The sequence below is a fragment of the Streptomyces sp. NPDC020597 genome (assembly GCF_044335095.1).
Classification (GTDB): Bacteria; Actinomycetota; Actinomycetes; order Streptomycetales; family Streptomycetaceae; genus Streptomyces.
Genome location: NZ_JBIRUL010000002.1, coordinates 408,308 through 427,269, shown reverse-complemented (window position 1 = coordinate 427,269; position 18,962 = coordinate 408,308). Strand labels below are relative to the sequence as shown.

Sequence of the window (18,962 nt, the reverse complement as noted above, 5' to 3'; positions counted from 1 at the left end):
GCGGCATCATCCGCTACGAAGGTCATCCATGCCCCACAGCCAAACCTCTGCACACCGCGACAGCCTGGTAGGCGCACGCCTCGCGCGCGGAGCATCGCCGTGGCTTCTGCCGACCGTCGCCACCGCAGCCGTCAGCCTGCTGCGCGCCCGCCGCTCGGGCGCTGCCAAGGCCGTCGCCGTGCCCGCCACCGCTCTCGCGGCGGGCATGCTGTGGTTCTTCCGCGACCCCGAGCGAGAGATCGCGGAGGGCCGGGTCATCTCCCCCGCCGACGGTGTGGTGCAGAGCATCATGCCGTGGAAGGACGGGCGCACCCGGGTCGCGATCTTCATGAGCCCGCTCAACGTCCACGTCAACCGCGCGCCGCTGGCCGGCACCGTGACGTCGGTCGAGCACATCCCCGGCGGATTCGTGCCGGCGTTCAACAAGGAGAGCGAGAACAACGAGCGCGTCGTCTGGCACTTCGACACCGAGCTCGGTGACATCGAGATGATCCAGATCGCCGGAGCCGTGGCCCGCCGCATCGTCCCCTACATCCCCGAGGGCACGAAGGTCGAGCAGGGCGAGCGGATCGGCCTGATCCGCTTCGGCTCGCGCGTCGACATCTACCTGCCCGAGGGCGTGGACGTCGCGGTCGAGGTGGGGCAGAAGACCGTGGCAGGGGTGACTCGCATTGACCGTGATTGACCCGGAGACCCAGGCGGGCTGGGTGCCCGAGGCCGACGAGGTGGACGACGAGGAGGAGATGCCGCTCTCCCTGCGTCTGTCGATAGCGGACACCCTCACCCTCGGCAACGCGACGTGCGGCTTCATGGCGGTGTACTTCACCACCACCGGCATCCTGATCCCGCACCTCACCGGCAGCCAGGAATCCGGCATGGCCCGCCACAGCGCGGCCACGGCGGTCATCCTGATGCTCTGCGCGGCGATCTTCGACCTCTTCGACGGCCTGGTCGCGCGCAAGCTGCGCTCCTCCCCGATGGGCGCGGAGCTGGACAACCTGTCGGACCTGATCAGCTTCGGTCTGGCGCCGGCGTACTTCGTCCTGGTCTACGGCATGGTCGCCGACGACGCCCACCAGCGGGTGGCGGCGGTCGGCGCGATCGTGGTCCTGTTGGCGGTGGTGCTCAGGCTTGCGAGATTCTCGTGCGTCACCGTCAAGGACGGCACCTTCCAGGGCATGCCGTCGCCGTTCGGCGCGCTCACGGTCGTCTCCATCGTGCTGCTCGGCCTGCCGTTCGAGGCGACGCTGATGGCCATCCTGGGCACCGCCTGGCTGATGGTGAGCCGGGTCGAGTACCCGAAGCCGCGGGGCCGCCTCGCCGGCGCGGTGCTCCTGTGGATCGTGCTGTCGATGGGCCTGCTGGCGGCCTGGGCGTTCGACGCCCCGAGCGGTCAGCTCCTGCTCCAGACGGGCTGCGCGCTGCAGCTGGTCATGGGCGCGGTCATCCCGCTGTTCGCCACGGCCCGCCGGGTGAACAACTTCCGCGACAACCGGCGCGAGGCCCGCGCGGGTCAGCTGCCGTAGCGCATCCGCGGTCGTACGACGGCGAAGGGCCCGAACCTGACGGTTCGGGCCCTTCGCCGTTCCTGCTGTTTCTGCCGTTCCTGCTGTTTCTGCCGTTGGGCGCGGCCCGGCCGTCAGCTCAGGAAGTCGCGGCCGATCCGCTCGGCGACGCGTTCCAGGATCGGCCCGGCCTCCGCGATGCACGTCGCGACGTCCGGCTCGGCGTCGGTCAGCGGATACGCCCTGCGGATCCCCGCCCGTCCCAGCTCCGCCGGCTGCAGCGCGAGGCGGCCGCAGACGGCGACGACGTCCTTGCCGGCGGCCCGGGCGGCCGCGGCGACGCCCGCGGGCGCCTTGCCGTGCAGGGTCTGCTCGTCCAGCGAGCCCTCGCCGGTGATCACCAGCTCGGCGCGCTCGAGCGCCGGCGCGAAGCCCAGCACGTCGAGCATCACCTCGATGCCGGCGCGGAAGCGTGCGCCGACCAGCAGTGCCCCGTAGCCGATGCCGCCCGCGGCGCCGGCCCCCGGCGCGTCGGCGTACTCGGCGGCACGCGGGCCGGCCGACGCCTCCAGCACGCGCGCGTAGTGCGCGAGCGCCGCGTCCAGCGTCCCGACGTCGTCCGGCGAGGCGCCCTTCTGCGGCCCGTACACCGCCGCCGCGCCCTTGGGACCGGTCAGCGGGTTGTCGACGTCGCTCGCCAGCACCAGCTCCACGGCGGCGAGGCGGGGGTCCAGCGCCGAGAGGTCCGCGCGGGCCAGCCGCGCGAGGCCGCCGCCGCCCGGGGCGACCGGCTCGCCGTCCTCGTCGAGGAACCGCGCGCCGAGCGCCGAGAGCATGCCCGCGCCGCCGTCCGTGGTCGCACTGCCGCCGACGCCGAACACGATCGTCCGCACGCCCGTGTCGAGCGCGGCCCGCAGCAGCTCGCCCGAGCCGTACGTCGACGCCGTGAGCGGGGCGAGGACGCCGGCCGGGAGCCGTTGCAGTCCGCTCGCCTCCGCCATCTCCACCACCGCGGTGTCGCCGCGCACCGCGAACGCGGCCGTCACCTCCTGGCCGAGCGGCCCGGCGACCCGCACCTCACGGCGGGCGAACCCGGCCGCGACCGCCGCGGCCACCGTCCCGTCACCGCCGTCCGCGACGGGCAGGGCCTCCACCTCGACGTCCGGCACGGCCCGGCGCAGCCCGGCCGTCACCCGCTCGGCGACCTCCACGGCCGTCAGCGAGCCCTTGAACTTGTCCGCGGCCACGAGCACCCGTCGGGTGCCCTGCCGTGCAGCGTCCGCCACCTTGCCATCCCCTTGCTCTCCGGGCCCCGCGCACGTCAGGGCCGGTCGCGCCGATGTGACCTTAACCGCAGCAGGCCCGCGCCGTCATGCGGTGACCGTCCCGGCGGACCCGTGCCCGGGCCCGCCCCGCCGCGTACGCTTCCGGGATGACTGCCTCCAGCCCGCCCGGCTTCGCCGCGTACGTCGCCTCCCTGCCCCGCGTCCTGGCCGGAGCCGCCGCACTGTTCCGCGACGCGCAGGGGCGGGTCCTGCTGGTCGAGCCGAACTACCGGGCCGGCTGGGCCCTTCCGGGTGGCACCATCGAGTCCGACGAGGGCGAGAGCCCGCGGCAGGGCGCGCGGCGCGAGACGCTCGAGGAGATCGGGCTCGACCGCGAGCTCGGCCGGCTGCTCGCGGTGGACTGGGTGCTCGGCCCGGACCGTCCGCCGCTGGTGGCGTACGTGTACGACGGCGGGGTCCTCGACGAGGACGACCTCGGGGCGATCCGGCTGCAGGAGTCGGAGCTGCTGTCCTGGCGGCTGGTGCCGCGCGAGGAGCTCACGGGCCATCTGCTGGGAGAGCTGGGCCACCGGGTGCTGGCCGCGCTGGACGCCCTGGACGACGGTTCCGTGGCCGAGCTCGAGGACGGCCGCCCCGCGCGCTGACCGGCGCGTCGCCGCTCACCCCCCGGCATCGCGCCGGGCGCCCGGACGGGTAATGCGCTCGCGGCTGCCGGAGGCCCGCCCTACGCTCGAACACATGAACAAGCCCCTTGTCGCCATCCTCAGCGGTGCGGGCATCTCCACCGATTCCGGCATCCCCGACTACCGAGGCCCGAACGGGCTGTGGCGACGCGACCCGGAGGCGGAGAAGCTCGTCACCTACGAGCACTACATGGGCGCCCCGGAGATCCGGCGGCGCTCATGGCAGATGCGACGCACGAGCCAGGCGCTGAAGGCCGAGCCGAACGCCGCGCACCTGGCCGTCGCCGAGCTGGCGAAGTCCGGGGTCCCCGTGCGGGTGATCACCCAGAACGTGGACGGGCTCCATCAGCTCGCCGGCCTGCCCGGCCGCAAGGTCCTGGAGCTGCACGGCAGCGCCCGCAGCGTCGTGTGCACGAGCTGCCGTGCCCGCGGGCCGATGGAAGACGCCCTCGCCCGCCTGGAGGCCGGCGAGGAGGACCCGCACTGCCCGGAATGCGGCGGCATACTCAAGTCGGCCACCGTCATGTTCGGCGAGCGGCTCGACCCGGTCGTCCTCGGCCAGGCGCTCGCGATCAGCAAGGCCTGCACCGTGTTCATCGCCGTCGGCACCAGCCTGCGCGTCCAGCCCGCCGCCGGGCTCGCGGGCGTCGCCGCCGACCACGGAGCCCGCCTGATCATCGTCAACGCCGAGCCGACGCCGTACGACGACATCGCAGGCGAAGTGATCCGCGAGCCCATCGGCACCGCCCTGCCCCGGCTCCTGCGGGGCCTGGAGAGGGAGAGCGCGTAGGGCCCTTGCGGACGGACCGCGCGACACGTCCTAGAACAGGGTCCGTCCGACCGCGGCGGCGCCGCTCTCGAAGTCCAGCAGCCGGCGTTTGCGGTGCAGGCCGCCGCCGTAGCCGGTCAGGCCGCCGCCGGCCCCGATCACGCGGTGGCACGGCACGATGATGCCGATGGGGTTCTTGCCGTTGGCGAGGCCCACCGCGCGGGAGGCGCCCGGACTGCCGAGGGCTTCGGCGAGTTCGCCGTAGGTGCGGGTCTCGCCGTAGGGGATCGCGCGCAGCCCGGCCCAGACACTGCGCTGGAACGGGGTTCCGTGCAGGCGCAGTTCGAGGGTGAACTCGGTCAGCTCGCCCGCGAAATAGGCCGTCAGCTGCTCCTCGGCGGCGCCGAAGCCCGTGTCGTCGCGGGCGCCGAAGTCCTCCTCGGGCGGCCGGTGACGCTGATCGGTCATGTAGAGGCCGCACAGGACGCCGTCGTCGGCGACGAGAGTGAGCGGGCCGTACGGACTGTCGAAGATCGTGTGGTGCTTCACGGAACGTCCTTATACCGGAAGGAAGTTGATCGGGTGGCTGTCCGTCGCCCAGAGGTACTGGACGGCGTACGCGCGCCAGGGGCGCCAGGAGGCCGCCCGCGCGGTGAGCGCCGCCGGTGTCGAGGGCAGGCCCAGCTCCTGTGCCGCGCGCCGGATTCCGAGGTCGGTGGGCAGGAACGCGTCGGGGTCGCCGAGGGCGCGCATCGCGATGACGTCGGTGGTCCAGGGACCGAAGCCGGGCAGCGCCAGGAGCCTGGCCCGGGCCTCGGGCCAGTCGCTCTCCGCGCCGAGGCGCAGGGTGCCGGCGGCGAGTTCCCGCACGAGGGTCGTGAAGGTGGTGCGGCGGCTGCGCGGCATGGCGAGGGACTCCGGATCGAGCTCGGCCAGCGCCTCGGGGGTCGGGAAGAGGTGGGTGAGGCCGCCTTCGGGATCGTCCACCGGATCGCCGTGGGCGGTGACCAGGCGGGCGGCGTGGGTGCGGGCGGCCGCGGTGGACACCTGCTGGCCCAGCACGGCGCGCACGGCGAACTCCGCCTCGTCGACCGTGCGCGGCACCCGCCGTCCGGGCGCCTTGTCCACCAGGGGCGCGAGCAGCGGGTCCGCGCGCAGCTGGTCGTCGACGGCGACCGGGTCGGCGTCCAGATCCAGCATCCGCCGGCAGCGACTGATGGCCACGGTGAGATCGCGCAGGTCGCTGAGGGTGAGCCGGCAGCCGATGTGGTCGGGGTTCGGGGTGAGCGCCACCACGCCGTGCCCGTACGGCAGCCGCAGCGTGCGCCGGAACGCGCCGTCCCGCCACTCCTCCACGCCCGGGACGCCGGTCGCGGCGAGATGGCCGAACAGGTTGTCGGGGTTGAGGGGGGCGCGGAAGGGGAGGCGCAGCGACAGCGTTCCGGGCGCCGCCGGGCGGGCCGGGGCGTCCTGGCGCGGAACGCGGGCGCGCAGGTCGCTCGGCGCGAGGGCGAAGACCTCGCGCACGGTGTCGTTGAAGGTGCGCACGGAGGCGAAGCCGGCGGCGAACGCGATGTCCGCCATGGGGAGCGAGGTGGTCTCGATGAGCAGCCGGGCGGTCTGGGCGCGCTGGGCGCGGGCCAGCGCGAGCGGCCCCGCGCCGAGCTCGCCGAGGAGTTGGCGTTCGATCTGGCGGGTGCTGTATCCCAGCCGGGAGGCGAGTCCGGGCACGCCCTCGCGGTCGACGACGCCGTCCGCGATCAGCCGCATGGCCCGCGCGACCAGGTCGGCCCGCCGGTTCCACTCCGGGGAGCCGGGGCTGGTGTCGGGCCGGCAGCGCTTGCAGGCTCGGAAGCCGGCCTGCTGGCAGGCGGCGGCGCTCGGCCGGAACACCATGTTCTCCGGTTTCGGCGGCACCGCCGGGCAGCTGGGCCGGCAGTAGATTCCGGTGGTCACGACCGCCGTGAAGAACCAGCCGTCGAAGCGCGCGTCCTTGGACCGGACAGCGCGCACACAGCGTTCGCGGTCCGTGTGCATCCCGTTCTGCATGGGTCCAGCATCGTCGGGGAAACGCGGCGGCGCTGGCGGGAATCCGACATCAACCTCGTGTGCCCTGGGCCGCCGCGCGCTCCTGCCAGGACACCAGCGCCCAGATCACGAAGGCGTCGACCGCCATGACGACGACCGACCAGAGCGGCTCGTACGGCAGGAACAGGAACTGCAGCACGAGGCTCAGCGCGGCGAGGAACAGGCCCGTGAAGCGCGCCCAGGCCATCCCCCTCAGCAGGGCCGCGCCGGTCACGGCGGCGAGGACGCCGAGCGCGAGGTGGATCCAGCCCCAGCCGGTGAGGCTGAGCTCGTAGACGTAGGAGCCGATACGGGCGTAGACGTCGTCCTCGGCGATGGCCGCGATGCCCTGGAGGACGGCCAGCACGCCGCTGCAGAGCATCAGGACGCCGGCGAAGACGATGCCGTCGCCGAGCCGCCGGCGCCCCGGGCCGGGCGGGTGCGGTCCGCCGCGCGGCGCGGACCAGGCGGTGCCGATCTCGCCGTGCGGGCCGCCGGCCGGGGGGTGCGCGCTCATGCGGGGAGGTCCTTTCGGCGGGGCCGGGTGGCGAGGAAGTCGACGACGGCCAGCGCGAAGAGCAGGGCGAGGGCGAGACCGACGACGACCCAGCCCGTCGGGTAGGGCCACAGGAGGAAGGCCAGGACGGCTCCCCCGGCCAGGATCCATGTGATCCAGGTGCGGTAGCGGTCCACGAACGGCCCGACGGGGCCGGTGCGCAGTCCGGCGTGATCGGCGGTGGCGCGCACGGCGCCGATGCCCGAGTGCCACAGCCGCCGTACGAGCTCGGCGTGCCGGCCGGGCCCGGTCAGCCACGCGGCGAGGGCGATCACCACGCCGAGGGCCACCGCCGACCGCACCGAGGTGCGCAGGAACCTCACGAGCGTGTCGTACACGGACCCGGCGGCCGGCTGGGAGACGCCGGCCGGCAGGGCGTCCAGGTAGACGACCCGGAAGACGGTCAGCGCGACGCCCAGGAGGAGCGTGGCGAAGGCGAAGCAGAGCGCGGCGACGATCAGGACGCGGCGGCGGTGCGCCGACAGCAGGACGCCGGCCGCGATCAGCAGGACCGCGACGACGGGCAGCCAGAAACCCGCCAGTTGCAGCACCCGGAAGTACGTCTTGACCTTTCCGATGTCCTCGGACCTGACGACGGTGAAATCGGTGTGGATCTCCGGGATCTTCCCCGCGATCGTCAGGCCGGAGTCGACGAGACGCTGTTTGACCTGGTCGACGACCGGCGCGAGGTCCAGCGTCACCGTGTCGTTCTTGATCTTCACCGCGCCGCCGCCGCTGCCGGTGAGCGCCTTCTCCACGGAGCTGTGGATCCTGCGGTTGGCGTCGGACCAGATCGTCTGGAAGGCGTCGGAGGCGACGATCGCCTGTGCCTTGTCGTGCACGAAGCTGCGGACGGCGTCCTCGAGCGAGGGGCCGAGTCTGCCGAGGGCCTTCTCCAGCAGGGGCCGCTGGGCGGGGGCGGCGTCCTGGAGGAGCGCGGTGAGGTCGATGCGCTCCATCAGGGCGTCCGTGACGCGGTCGGCGACGGCGTTCTGGACGTCCTTGTCGGCGGCCAGCGGGCGCACGGTGGCGACGTAGCGGTCGGTGTCGCCCACGATGCTGGACGTCCATGCCGCCACCAGCCCCAGGGGGGCGAGGACGCAGCCGAGGACGATGAGGAGGACCGCCAGGACCGAGCGGACCCGGTGGTGGGCGGGCGGACGGCTGCGCTCCGCCTCCAGTGCCACGACGCGCGCCCGGAGCATCTCCAGCTCCGCGTCGGCGGGAACACCGCTCTCCGCCATGCCGCACTCCTCGCCGTCGGCTCTGCCGGCCCCGGGTGGGTCCGGTAGGTGCCAGCACACCCCGCGCGTGGGGCGGCGGCGAGTACGGCCGGGCCGTCCGGGTGAACGACCCCGCCGCCCGCTCCCGGCCCGCTACATGTTGATCATGTGACCGGCCAGGCCGTGCACGGCCTCCTTGACGGCCTCGCCCAGCGTCGGGTGGGCGTGGACGTTGCGGGCGACCTCGTGGACGGTGAGGTCCCACTGCTGGGCCAGCGTCAGCTCGGGCAGGAGCTCGGTGACGTCGGGGCCGATCAGGTGGCCGCCGAGCAGCTCGCCGTACCGGGCGTCGCTGATCAGTTTCACGAAACCGGTGACGTCGCCGAGGCCGTGCGCCTTGCCGTTCGCGGTGAACGGGAACTTCGCCACCTTGACGTCGTGGCCGAGCTCCCGGGCCTGGGCCTCGGTGTACCCGAAGCTGGCGATCTGCGGCTGGCAGTAGGTGGCGCGCGGGATCATGGCGTAGTCCAGCTCCATGGTCTCCGCGCCGGCGATCGTCTCGGCGGCGACCACGCCCATCGCCTCGGCGGTGTGCGCGAGCATGAGCTTGGCGGTGACGTCGCCGATGGCGTAGATGTGCGGGACCGAGGTGCGGCAGCGGCCGTCGACGTCGATCGCGCCGCGTCCGGTGACCGCGACCCCGGTGTTCTCCAGGCCGTAGCCGGTGACGTTCGGGGCGAAGCCGATCGCCTGCAGCACCTTGTCGGCCTCGAGGACCTGCTGGGCGCCGTCCTTGCCGGTGACGGTCACCCGCACCTGCGGGCCGGAGTCGTCGATGGACTCCACCCGGGTGGAGGTGAGCACGTCGATGCCCAGCTTCCGGTACTGCCTGGCCAGTTCGGCGGAGACCTCGGCGTCCTCCAGGGGCGCGACCCGGTCCAGGAACTCGACGATCGTGACCTTCACGCCGTAGTTGTGCAGGACGTAGGCGAACTCGATGCCGATGGCGCCGGCGCCCGCGACGACGATCGACTGCGGGAGGTCGTCGGCGAGGATCTGCTCCTCGTACGTCACCACGCGGGAGGTGCGCCTGGTGCCGGGCAGCAGTTTCGGGGTGGCTCCGGTGGCGATGACGCAGGCGTCGAAACCGATGGTGCGGGTTTCCCCGTCGCCGCCGGTCACCGTGAGGGTGTGGTCGTCCACGAACGTGCCGCGGCCGTCGAACTCGGTGATCTTGTTCTTCTTCATCAGGTAGTGGACGCCCTTGACCCTGCCGTCGGCGACCTTGCGGCTGCGGCGGTAGGCCTCGCCGTAGTCGAAGGAGACCTGTCCGTCGACCTTGATGCCGAAGGTCTTCGCCTCGCGGGTGAAGATGTGGGCGAGTTCCGCGTTGCGCAGGAGCGCCTTGGTGGGGATGCAGCCCACGTTGAGACAGACGCCTCCCCAGTACTTCTCCTCGACTACGGCGACGCGCTTGCCCAGTTGGGCGGCGCGGACCGCGGCGACGTAGCCGCCGGGACCGGCGCCGAGGACCACGACGTCGAAGCGTTCGTCCTGCTCGGCCATGGGAGGTTTCCTTTTCCGTGGAGTGCGTGACGGGTGATACGTCGTTCCCTGCCGATTCTTCCGTGTCGCCGGGGAGAATGCGTGCGTGATCGAACACTGTTGTGACGCGATGAACAGCCAGGTGAACCAGCGGTGCGAGGCGCACCCCGACCCCTTCGCGTGTCCGGACGCGCTGGTGCGGTTCGTGCCCCGGTTCCGGGAGTACGGGCTGATCGTGCACGACGGGGGCACGGCGTCGGTCGGGATCGCCCACTGTCCGTGGTGCGGGGTGCGGCTGCCCGCGTCGCAGCGGGACCGGTGGTTCGACGAGCTGGAGGCACGGGGGATCGACCCGTGGGAGGACGAGGTTCCTCCGGAGTTCGAGGACGAACGGTGGCTGCGGGCGGACGGCGGCGGTGCCGCGGCCGGGTGAGCGTGCCGGTGGGCACGGTCACCGTCCGGCGCGCGGCGACCGTGCCCACACTGCTGCTCCGTCGGGTCCGGCGTTACCGGGCCTTGCCGGCGTTTCCGGGCCGTTCCGGGGCGGCGGTGGTGCTGAAACCGATTGCTACGACGTTGCCGTGGGCCGTCGCGAGGCCTTCGTCGCCTCGGTGACGTCCGTCAGCGGCCGCAGCCGGTAGGTGTACGCGTAGTCGTGGTCGGCGAACAGCTTGTACTCGTCGTGGGTGTGCGCGCCCCAGCTGTTGTCGCCCCCGACGCCCATCTGCCGGTGCGCGAGGCGCAGGACGACCTCCTTGCGCGGCGTGAGCTGGTAGTCGTGCCGGGCCCCGACCGACAGGTCCTCCGGGGTGAAGTGCGAGGCGTTGACCTCCAGGAGCGGCTCGCCGGAGACGAGCAGTCCGTTGCCGTCGTCGTCGGTGAGGGCGACCCAGCGGACGTCCGTCCTGTTGCCGTTCTCCTGCGGCCGCAGATAGGACGTCCACTGCCCGCTGACGGTGCCGGAGTACAGACCGACGTCGGTGGCGTCGTTGCGGTCCCAGTGGTTCTCCTCGGGGCCGCGGCCGTAGTAGTGCAGGTTCTCCAGGCTGCCGGGCAGCAGGAGCAGGGTGCCGACCTCGGGGATGTAGGGCAGCGAGGCCGCGCCCGGGTGCAGGGTGTTGTCGACCTTGATCTCGCCGTTTCCGAACACGGTGTACGTGGTGGTGTACGTCGACTCCGTCGTGGTGGGCAGGGTCCCGGTGACCTTGATCTCGACGGCCCGGTCGCGCAGCGCGCGCACGCCGACGCCGCTCACCCGGCGGCGGGCGCCGGCGTCGCGCCAGGTCTGGTTGCGGGTGTGCTGGCCGTTGCCGCGGTCGTTGTCGGTGGGCGCCCGCCAGAAGTTGGGGGCCGGCCCCGAGGTCAGCAGCCGTACGCCGCCGGCCCGGTAGGAGCTGATCAGGCCGGTTCCCTTGTCGACGACGACCGAGAAGCCCCGGCCCCTGACGGTGACCGACGCCGCGCCGTCCTCATGGGCGAGGGCCGGGACGGAGCCCAGCGGCACGGGGGTGACCGCGGGGCTGCCCGCGTCCACGGCGATCTGCACGCGGGCCGCCTCGAACCCGGCCTTCGCCCACTTGGTGGGCCGGCTGGTGGTGAACGACAGCTGCAGGAAGTATTCCGCGCCCGCCGCCGGCCGGGCCGGCAGCCGGAACGGCACGGTGATCTCCTTGCTCGACAGCGGCGCCACGTCCAGCTGGGCGCGGCTCAGCCTGCCGTGCTGCACCACCTTGCCGTCCGCCACCAGCTCCCACCGTCCGTCGTACTCGCGCAGGTCGGTGAAGAGGTTCTCGTTGGTGAGGGTGACCGCCCCGCCCGGGGCGAGCCGGGCGCCGCTCGCGGGGGCCGCGCCGATCGTCTGGTAGATCCGTTTGACCTCGGCGGACTTGCCGGTGAGCCCGCGGTCGGCGGTGACGATCCCGTCGCCGGAGAACGCGCCGTCGTTGGGGTTGTCGCCCCAGTCGCCGCCGTAGGCGTAGAACGTCCGGTGCCGCGGCCGCTTCTCCTCGAGGCCGACGGTGGCGGCGTCGAACCAGAAGCGCACCCCGTCGTCGCCGGGTCCGCGGCTCTCGGAGGCCAGCTCGGCCGCGCTCAGCGCCCGGGCGTACACGCGGGCCCGTCGCACGGTTCCGCTGAACTCCCGGGTGGGGTTGTCGACGTCGGTCGCCAGGGACAGCGGCGCGGTGTTGACGGCGGGGCGCACCGAGGTCGTCCGGGTGGCCCGGACCGAGCCGTCGACGTACAGCGTCAGGGTGCCCGCCGCCGCGTCGAAGACGCCCGCGACGTGGTGTTCCGCGCCCGTCCAGCCGGCCGGCAGCGCCCAGCTCACGGCGGCCCACTGGCCGCTGCCGTAGATGAAGAACTCCAGTGTCCTGTCGGTCTGTTTCAGCGCGTAGTGGGTGTCGCCCTTGGCGAGGATCGGCTGGTGGTAACCGGTTACGTGGGGTGTTGCCCAGGCTTCCAGGGTGAGGGAGCCGGTCAGGTCGAGCCCGGCGTCGCGGGCGAAGACGGTGCCGCCGAAGACGCCCTTCTCGCGGCTGAACCCGCCGCCGGGCGCGATGACCTCACCGCGCAGCGCGGCGGGGCCGGACTCGGCGAACAGCTTGCGGGTGGGGGTGGGCCAGTCCAGGGCCTGGTCGACGAAGTCCCAGATCCAGCCGCCCTGCAGCACGTCGTGACGGCGCACGAGGTCCCAGTACTTCTTGAAGTTTCCGCTGGAGTTGCCCATCGCATGGGAGTACTCGATCATCACGTACGGCCGGGTGTCGGCGGTGTCCTTCGCCCTCGCCTCGACGCGGGAGGGGCTGTCGTACATCTCGGAGCGGATGTCGCTGATCCCCGGCCGGTCGTCGCCCTCGTACTGGATGACGCGCGTGGTGTCGTACGAGCGGATCCAGTCGTGCATGGCGTTGAACGTGGTGCCGCCGCCGGCCTCGTTGCCCAGCGACCAGATGACGACCGAGGCGTGGTTCTTGTCGCGGTGGACCATGTTCTGGGCGCGGGCCACGCAGGCCGTCGTCCACTCGGCGTGGTCGCCGGGGTACTGGCCGCGGATGCCGTGGGTCTCGAGGTTGGTCTCGTCGACGAGGTACAGGCCGTACTCGTCGGCGAGTTCGAGCCACTGCGGGTTGTTGGGATAGTGCGAGGTGCGGACGCTGTTGATGTTCAGGCGCTTGATGATCCCGATGTCCTCGACCATGTCGGCGCGGGTGAGTGCCGAACCGTGCCGGGGATGCATCTCGTGACGGTTGGTGCCGCGGAACGAGACGGGCCGGCCGTTGATGCGCATCAGGCCGTCCCGCAGGGCGAACTCACGGAAGCCGACACGGTGGGAAAGGGTTTCGATCACCTTGCCGGCGGGGTCGCGCAGCCGGAGGACGGCGGTGTAGAGGTTCGGCTGTTCGGCCGACCACAGGCGCGGCGCGGGCACGGCCTTCGCGGCCCGGACGGTGCTCTCGTCGCCGGCGGCGAGGGCGACGGGCTGGACCAGCGGTCTCGGCCACACCGGGTGGCCCTTCTCGTCGTACAGCTGGGTCTCGACGGCGTACCGGCCGGCGCCCTGTCCGCCGTAGTCCCGCACGCTCGCGGTGACCGACAGCTCGGCCGCCCGGTAGTCGTCGCTCAGCGGGGTGTCCAGCCGGAAGTCGCGCAGGTGGACGGCGGGTGTGGAGAAGAGGTAGACCGAGCGGAAGATGCCGCTCAGCCGGATCATGTCCTGGTCCTCCAGCCAGTCTCCGTCTGAGTAGCGGTAGACCTCCACGGCGATCTGGTTGACGCCCTCCTTCAGATGCGCGGTGATGTCGTACTCGGCCGGGTCGTAGGAGTCCTCGTGGTAGCCGACGAGCGCCCCGTTGATCCACACGTAGTGGGCGGACTTGACGCCCTCGAAGTGGAGGAAGGTCCGCCGTCCGGACCAGCCGCGCGGGACGGTGAAGGTGCGGCGGTACTGGCCGACGGGGTTGTGGCGGGTGGGCGCGGCGGGCGGCTGCGCCTCCTCGCCCAGGCCGTTCGGGCCCCACCAGGGGTAGGTGATGTTGACGTAGATCGGACGGTCGTAGCCGTGCAGCTGCCAGGCGGAGGGCACGGGAAGGGTGTCCCAGCCGCGGTCGTCCAGGTCGGTCCGGTGGAAATCGGCGTCGCGGTCGTCGGGGCGTTCGGCGTGGGCGAACTTCCAGACGCCGTCGAGGCTCAGCCGGTACGGCGAGCGCGTACGGTCGGCCGCCAGGGCCTGGGCGAGGTCCGCGTAGGGCATCAGGGTGGTGTGCGGGGCCTCGGCGCCGAGACGGAAGACGTCGATGCGGCCGTTCCATTCGGGGGCGCCGTCGGCCGGCCCCGCCTCGTCGGACGCCACGGCCGCGCGGGCGGCGGCGGGCGTGGACAGGGCGAGCGCGCCGAGCACGGCGGCCGACCCCTCGAGCAGCCGCCGGCGGCTGACGGCCGTCCGCGGGAGATGGTCCGGCTCCGCCCACCGGGGGCGGTCCGGCCGGTCCATGGGTGACACGTGCGGGTGCGACATGACCACGACCTTCCTCGGGGCGATCCATGCGGCTGTGCACGGACCGAGGTGTGTCAGATCGTGTCCAATCCTGTTGATAAAACGAACACAGGCGCGCCGCGATGGCCGAATTTCAACTCTCTTCGGCGCAACGTCACTTGGTGCACCCACGGCACACGCGCTCTTCTGGTGACTTGCGTCAATAGACGTCGCGCACGTACCGCTTGTCGGCGGCGAGCTGCTTCACATACGCCGCCGCCTCCGGCTCGCTCAGACCGCCGTGCACGACCGCGACGTCGCGCAGCGCCTGGTCGACGTCCTTGGCCATCCGGGAGGCGTCGCCGCAGACGTAGAAGTGCGCGCCGTCCCGCAGCCAGGACCACAGGTGGGAACCGTGCTCGCGGATCCGGTCCTGGACGTAGACCTTGGCGCGCTGGTCGCGGGAGAAGGCCGTGTCCAGGCGGGTGAGGACGCCGTCGGCCCGCAGCGCGGTGAGCTCCTCCTCGTAGTAGAAGTCCGTCGCCCGGTGCTGCTCGCCGAAGAAGAGCCAGTTGGGCGCCCGGTGACCGCGCGCGCGGCGTTCCTCGAGGAAGCCGACGAACGGCGCCACTCCGGTCCCCGGACCGACCATCACCATCGGCGTCGAGGCGCCCGCGGGCGGCCGGAAGTGCGGGGAGCGCTGCACGTGGACCGGGACCTCCGCGCCGGCCGCGGCATCCGCGAGGAAGGGCGAGCAGACGCCCTGCCGGGGGCGGCCGGCCAGGTTCTCGTAGCGCACCACGGAGACGGTGAGCGAGACGAGGTGGGGGTCGGTCAGCGGGCTGGAGGAGATGGAGTACAGGCGCGGCTGCAGCCGCCCGAGGACGTCCGCCCATTCCTGGGCCCCGGCGCGGACGCCGGACTCGGCCGCCAGGTCGACGGCCTGCCGGCCCCAGGACCACTTCGCCAGCTCGTCCTTGTTGTCCGGGCGCAGCAGTTTGCGCAGCTCGCGCGGGTCGCGGGTGCGGTCGGCCGTGAAGCGCAGCAGGGCCGGGGTGATCCGGGTGATGTCGAGGTGGCGCAGCAGGGCCTCGCCGAGCGCCGTCTCCCCGACGCCGTTCACCTGCACGCGCGCGTGCGCGTCGAGTCCGGTGACGGCCAGCCACTCCCCCACCAGGTCCAAGGAGTTGAGGGGCCGCACCGCGAGCGCGTCGCCCGCCTCGTAGACGAGCGGGGTCTCGCTGTCGCGTGTGTCGAAGGTGAAGCGCCGGACCTCCTTGCCGGAACCGGGCAGGCTCAGCAACCGGTTGCCGGTGAGCCGGGCCGTGACCGGCGCGGGCCGCCTGGAGCGGGCGGGGGCGGCGGACGGGGCCGTGACGACGGACGGGGCCGCGGGCGCCGCGGCGACGGACGGGACGGCGAGGGCGGCGTCCGGCGAACCCGTGGAGGCGGGGAAGGGTGCGGGGGCCGCAGCCGCCGCGCGTGTGGCGCCGGGGGGCGCGGGCAGGAGCTCCGTCGCGTCCTTCAGGGCGGTGAGCACCTGGTCCAGCCAGAGCTCGGCCTCCGTCTCGTAGTCCGGTTCGCAGTCGGTGCGCGGGGCCAGCCGGACCGCGCCGAGCTCGTCCATACGACGGTCCAGGCGCCGGCCGTGTCCGCAGAAGTCGTCGTAGGAGGAGTCCCCGAAGGCGAGGACGGCGTAGCGGCGGCCCTCCAGGCGCCCGGTGTCCAGGGCGTCCAGGCCGTCCCAGAAGCCGGCGCCGTTGTCGGGCGCGTCGCCGTCGCCGAAGGTGCTGGTGATCAGCAGCAGGTCGGCGTCGGAGGGAAGGGCGGCGGGGTCGGCCTCGTCCATGGCGACCAGGGCGGCCTGGTGGCCGCCGGCGGAGAGCCGCGCGGCGGTGGCGGCGGCGAAGTCCTCGGCGGTGCCGGTCTGGGAGGCCCACAGGATCACGACCCGTCGCGCCGGGTCCGGGGACGGGGCGGGCGTGGCCGGGACGGCGGCGGTGCGGGAGTACATGCCCGCGAGGGTGCCGTTGACCCACAGCGCGTGCTCGGGGCTGAAAGGGGCGTCCGGCGGCAGGACCGGCACGCCCGGGGCGCCGGCCGGGATGCCGGCGAGGAAGCCGACCAGATAGCGCCGTTCGTGTTCGGTCAGCACCGGCGGCGGTGCGGGATCGAGGCCGAAGACGGCGGCGGCGGAGGAGGGCTGGATCGCGCCGGGGACGACCGCGGCGGGGACGACCGCGGCGGAAGGGTCCGCGGGTGCGCCGGTCGCGCAGGCGGCGGCGAAGGCCGGGGGCGCGCCGGGCACGAGGGCGGCGGGTCGCGGTGACCGGTCGACCGGGGCCCCGGTCGCCGGAGGAAGCACGGTAACCGGTGTCGAGACCTTCGTCAGCGAGACCGCGCACACCTTCAGTTCGGGCTGGAAGGACAGCGGGTCGACGGCGTCGCTGGTGACCGCGTTGACGCTGAGGTATTCGCCGAACAGGTCGTTCCAGTGGAACGGGGCGAAACAGGATCCGGGCAGCACCCGGTCGGTGACGACGGCCGGCAGGACGGCCCGCCCGCGCCGTGAGGCGACCTCCACGGAGTCGCCGTCGGCGAGACCGAGCGCGGCCGCGTCCTCGGGGTGCACCTCGACGAACGGACCGGGGTCGAGCTTGTTCAGCTTGGCCACCTTGGCGGTCTTCGTCAGGGTGTGCCACTGGTGCTGCAGTCGGCCGGTGTTGAGGACGAACGGGTAGTCGTCGTCCGGCATCTCGGCGGGCGCCACGTGCGGACGCGGATGGAAGACGGCACGGCCGGAAGCCGTGGGGAAGGTGAGTGTGCCGTCGTCGTTCACGTACCGGATCGGGTTGCGGTCGGCGCCGTCGACGGCGGCCGCGGGCCACTGGACCGGGGCGGCGCGCAGCCGCTCGTACGTCACTCCCCGCAGGTCGTAACCGGTTGCCGGGTTGTACGCCCGCTTGATCTCCTCGAAGACCTCCTCGGCGCTGTCGTACGAGAAACCGCTCTCGTAACCCATGGCACGGGCGACGGCGGCGATGAGCCGCCAGTCGGCCGTCGCCTCACCGGGCGGGTCGACGGCGGGACGGGCGAGGGTGAGGTTGCGCTCGCTGTTGATGAGCACGCCCTCGGTCTCGGTCCACAGGGCGCCGGGCAGGACCACGTCGGCGTAGGCGTTGGTCTCGGTGTCGGCGAAGACGTCCTGCGCGACGACGAACTCGGCCGCCTCCAGACCCTCGATGACCGTCCTGCGGTTGGCCACGGAGGCGACGGGGTTGGTGCAGATGATCCAGCAGGCCCTGATCTCGCCGTCGGCCATCTTCCGGAACATCTCCACGGTGCCCTTGCCGACGCCGTCCGCCCGGACCGTGCCCGCCGGCAGACCCCACAGCTCCTCGGCGAAGGCGCGGTCGGCGTCGACGAGGACGGAGCGCTGACCGGGCAGCCCCGGCCCCATGTACCCCATCTCGCGCCCGCCCATGGCGTTGGGCTGGCCGGTGAGGGAGAAGGGGCCGCTGCCCGGGCGGCAGATCGCGCCGGTGGCGAGGTGGAGGTTGATGAGCGCGTTGGTGTTCCAGGTGCCGTGCGTGGACTGGTTGAGGCCCATGGTCCAGCAGCTGGTCCACTCCCCCGCCTCGCCGATGGTGCGGGCCGCCTCGCGCAGGTCGGCCTCCGGTATGCCGGTGAGCCGCGCGACGGCCGCGGGCGGGTGGTCGGCGAGGAACCGGGGCATGTCCTCCCAGCCCTCGGTGTACGCGGCGATGAACGCGGGGTCGGTGTGGCCGTTCTCGTGCAGGAGGTGCAGCAGGCCGTTGAGCAGGGCGAGGTCGGTGCCCGGCCTGATCTGCAGGAACAGGTCGGCCTTCGCGGCGGTGGCGGTGCGCCGCGGGTCGACGACGATCAGTTTCGCACCCGCTTTCACCCGTTCCATCATGCGCAGGAAGAGGATGGGGTGGCAGTCGGCCATGTTGGAGCCGATGACGAGGAAGACGTCCGCGCGGTCGAGGTCGTCGTAGGAACCGGGCGGGCCGTCGGCGCCCAGAGACAGCTTGTAACCGGTTCCGGCGCTTGCCATGCACAGTCGGGAGTTGGACTCGATCTGGTTGGTCCGCAGGAAACCCTTGGCAAGTTTGTTGGCCAGGTACTGCGCTTCGAGGCTCATCTGGCCGGACACGTAGAGCGCGACCGCGTCGGGGCCGTGCTCGTCGACGACGGCCCGCAGCCGCCGTGCCGTCTCGGCGACCGCCGCGTCCACGGAGGCGGGCGCCGGCTCCTCGCCGCGGTCCTGGCGGACGAGGGCGGTGGTGAGCCGGCCGGGCGCGGCGAGCATGTCGGCGGTGGTCGCGCCCTTGGTGCACAGCCGTCCGGAGTTCGCCGGGTGCCGCTTGTCGCCGGAGGCCTTCAGCACCGTCCGGCGTCCGTCCGGCCCGAGGCCGATGTCGAGGACCATGCCGCAGCCGACGCCGCAGTACGAGCAGACCGTGCGCACCTTCGTCTCGGTCGCGCTGTCGGTCCGCGGGTCCGGCACGGCCACGGGCGCCCCCTTCCTTGTGACGATCGGCCCGGCGAGAGCCTCTCCAAGCCTCTGCGACGGTACGAACCGTGCATTACGCAGGTGTCTCCCGGACCGGCCGCCGGGAGTTAAGCCCGGCGCACACCATGGGGCGGCCCGATGTGAGCGTACGGCGGACGAGGGGCGCACGAGAACGACGAAGCGGACGGCGCAGCGGGCGGGCGGACGGTGGGACGGCCGAGCCCCGGCAGGCGACGGGCCCGGCCGAGGGCGTGGTCCCCGCCGGTGAGCGGGGGCGCCGCGTCCGCTTCCGGTACCGACCCTTTGCCCGCCGCGGA

At 72.8% G+C, this 18,962-nt stretch carries 13 protein-coding genes; 5 read left to right on the top strand and 8 right to left on the bottom strand.

Annotated elements, in window-relative coordinates; all coding sequences use genetic code 11:
• The first annotated feature begins 28 nt into the window (after positions 1–28).
• Positions 29–685 (top strand): phosphatidylserine decarboxylase, encoded by a 657-nt coding sequence (locus ACH4ZA_RS05455; protein WP_057582234.1) that lies wholly within the window; start codon positions 29–31, stop codon positions 683–685.
• 22 nt (positions 686–707) lie between these two features.
• Positions 708–1,526, top strand: a complete 819-nt coding sequence (pssA, locus tag ACH4ZA_RS05450) for a CDP-diacylglycerol--serine O-phosphatidyltransferase (RefSeq protein WP_319277877.1) — start codon at positions 708–710, stop codon at positions 1,524–1,526.
• Positions 1,527–1,639: 113 nt separating this feature from the next.
• Here pssA and ACH4ZA_RS05445 read toward each other — a convergent pair whose 3' ends face one another.
• Complete coding sequence (locus ACH4ZA_RS05445) at positions 1,640–2,758, bottom strand: glycerate kinase (protein WP_319277880.1); 1,119 nt, start codon at positions 2,756–2,758, stop codon at positions 1,640–1,642.
• A gap of 179 nt (positions 2,759–2,937) precedes the next feature.
• On the opposite strand from ACH4ZA_RS05445, the gene ACH4ZA_RS05440 reads away from it, so the two are divergent.
• Complete coding sequence (locus tag ACH4ZA_RS05440; protein WP_319277854.1) at positions 2,938–3,435, top strand: NUDIX hydrolase; 498 nt, start codon at positions 2,938–2,940, stop codon at positions 3,433–3,435.
• Positions 3,436–3,529: 94 nt separating this feature from the next.
• Complete coding sequence (locus ACH4ZA_RS05435) at positions 3,530–4,264, top strand: SIR2 family NAD-dependent protein deacylase (protein WP_398428127.1); 735 nt, start codon at positions 3,530–3,532, stop codon at positions 4,262–4,264.
• Positions 4,265–4,294: 30 nt separating this feature from the next.
• Here the strand turns inward: ACH4ZA_RS05435 and ACH4ZA_RS05430 are convergent, their stop codons facing one another.
• The 5 genes from ACH4ZA_RS05430 to lpdA all read right to left on the bottom strand — a co-directional run bounded on the left by ACH4ZA_RS05430 (position 4,295) and on the right by lpdA (position 9,655).
• Positions 4,295–4,792: a methylated-DNA--[protein]-cysteine S-methyltransferase gene (locus ACH4ZA_RS05430; RefSeq protein ID WP_319277856.1), complete on the bottom strand. Its 498-nt coding sequence runs from the start codon at positions 4,790–4,792 to the stop codon at positions 4,295–4,297.
• Between the two features lie 9 nt (positions 4,793–4,801).
• On the bottom strand, positions 4,802–6,292 hold the full coding sequence (locus ACH4ZA_RS05425) for an AlkA N-terminal domain-containing protein (protein ID WP_398428125.1): 1,491 nt from the start codon (positions 6,290–6,292) through the stop codon (positions 4,802–4,804).
• A 49-nt stretch (positions 6,293–6,341) separates the two neighbouring features.
• Entirely contained in the window at positions 6,342–6,827 is a 486-nt protein-coding gene (locus tag ACH4ZA_RS05420) for a hypothetical protein (RefSeq protein ID WP_398428123.1), read from the bottom strand.
• Positions 6,824–8,110: a hypothetical protein gene (locus ACH4ZA_RS05415; RefSeq protein WP_398428121.1), complete on the bottom strand. Its 1,287-nt coding sequence runs from the start codon at positions 8,108–8,110 to the stop codon at positions 6,824–6,826. The genes ACH4ZA_RS05420 and ACH4ZA_RS05415 overlap by 4 nt, the downstream gene beginning before the upstream one ends.
• 132 nt (positions 8,111–8,242) lie before the next feature.
• The gene (lpdA, locus tag ACH4ZA_RS05410; protein WP_319277859.1) at positions 8,243–9,655 is read right to left on the bottom strand and encodes a dihydrolipoyl dehydrogenase; all 1,413 of its coding nucleotides are present in this window, start codon (positions 9,653–9,655) and stop codon (positions 8,243–8,245) included.
• Between the two features lie 85 nt (positions 9,656–9,740).
• On the opposite strand from lpdA, the gene ACH4ZA_RS05405 reads away from it, so the two are divergent.
• Positions 9,741–10,067 carry a DUF6980 family protein gene (locus tag ACH4ZA_RS05405; protein WP_319277860.1) on the top strand — a complete coding sequence of 109 codons (327 nt, stop codon included), beginning with the start codon at positions 9,741–9,743 and terminating at the stop codon, positions 10,065–10,067.
• A 135-nt stretch (positions 10,068–10,202) separates the two neighbouring features.
• On the opposite strand, the gene ACH4ZA_RS05400 is transcribed toward ACH4ZA_RS05405, so the two are convergent.
• On the bottom strand, positions 10,203–14,150 hold the full coding sequence (locus ACH4ZA_RS05400) for a glycoside hydrolase family 2 TIM barrel-domain containing protein (RefSeq protein ID WP_398428118.1): 3,948 nt from the start codon (positions 14,148–14,150) through the stop codon (positions 10,203–10,205).
• 178 nt (positions 14,151–14,328) lie between these two features.
• Positions 14,329–18,561 (bottom strand): molybdopterin-dependent oxidoreductase, encoded by a 4,233-nt coding sequence (locus tag ACH4ZA_RS05395; protein WP_398428255.1) that lies wholly within the window; start codon positions 18,559–18,561, stop codon positions 14,329–14,331.
• Positions 18,562–18,962 lie beyond the last annotated feature (401 nt).

Excerpts from the sequence above, each read along its gene's own strand:
- ACH4ZA_RS05425 (WP_398428125.1), bottom strand. The coding sequence starts at position 6,292 with ATGCAGAACGGGATGCACACGGACCGCGAACGCTGTGTGCGCGCTGTC.
- ACH4ZA_RS05415 (WP_398428121.1), bottom strand. The coding sequence starts at position 8,110 with ATGGCGGAGAGCGGTGTTCCCGCCGACGCGGAGCTGGAGATGCTCCGG.
- lpdA (WP_319277859.1), bottom strand. The coding sequence starts at position 9,655 with ATGGCCGAGCAGGACGAACGCTTCGACGTCGTGGTCCTCGGCGCCGGT.
- ACH4ZA_RS05400 (WP_398428118.1), bottom strand. The coding sequence starts at position 14,150 with ATGTCGCACCCGCACGTGTCACCCATGGACCGGCCGGACCGCCCCCGG.
- ACH4ZA_RS05395 (WP_398428255.1), bottom strand. The coding sequence starts at position 18,561 with ATGGTCCTCGACATCGGCCTCGGGCCGGACGGACGCCGGACGGTGCTG.
- ACH4ZA_RS05420 (WP_398428123.1), bottom strand. The coding sequence starts at position 6,827 with ATGAGCGCGCACCCCCCGGCCGGCGGCCCGCACGGCGAGATCGGCACC.
- ACH4ZA_RS05435 (WP_398428127.1), top strand. The coding sequence starts at position 3,530 with ATGAACAAGCCCCTTGTCGCCATCCTCAGCGGTGCGGGCATCTCCACC.
- ACH4ZA_RS05440 (WP_319277854.1), top strand. The coding sequence starts at position 2,938 with ATGACTGCCTCCAGCCCGCCCGGCTTCGCCGCGTACGTCGCCTCCCTG.
- ACH4ZA_RS05455 (WP_057582234.1), top strand. The coding sequence starts at position 29 with ATGCCCCACAGCCAAACCTCTGCACACCGCGACAGCCTGGTAGGCGCA.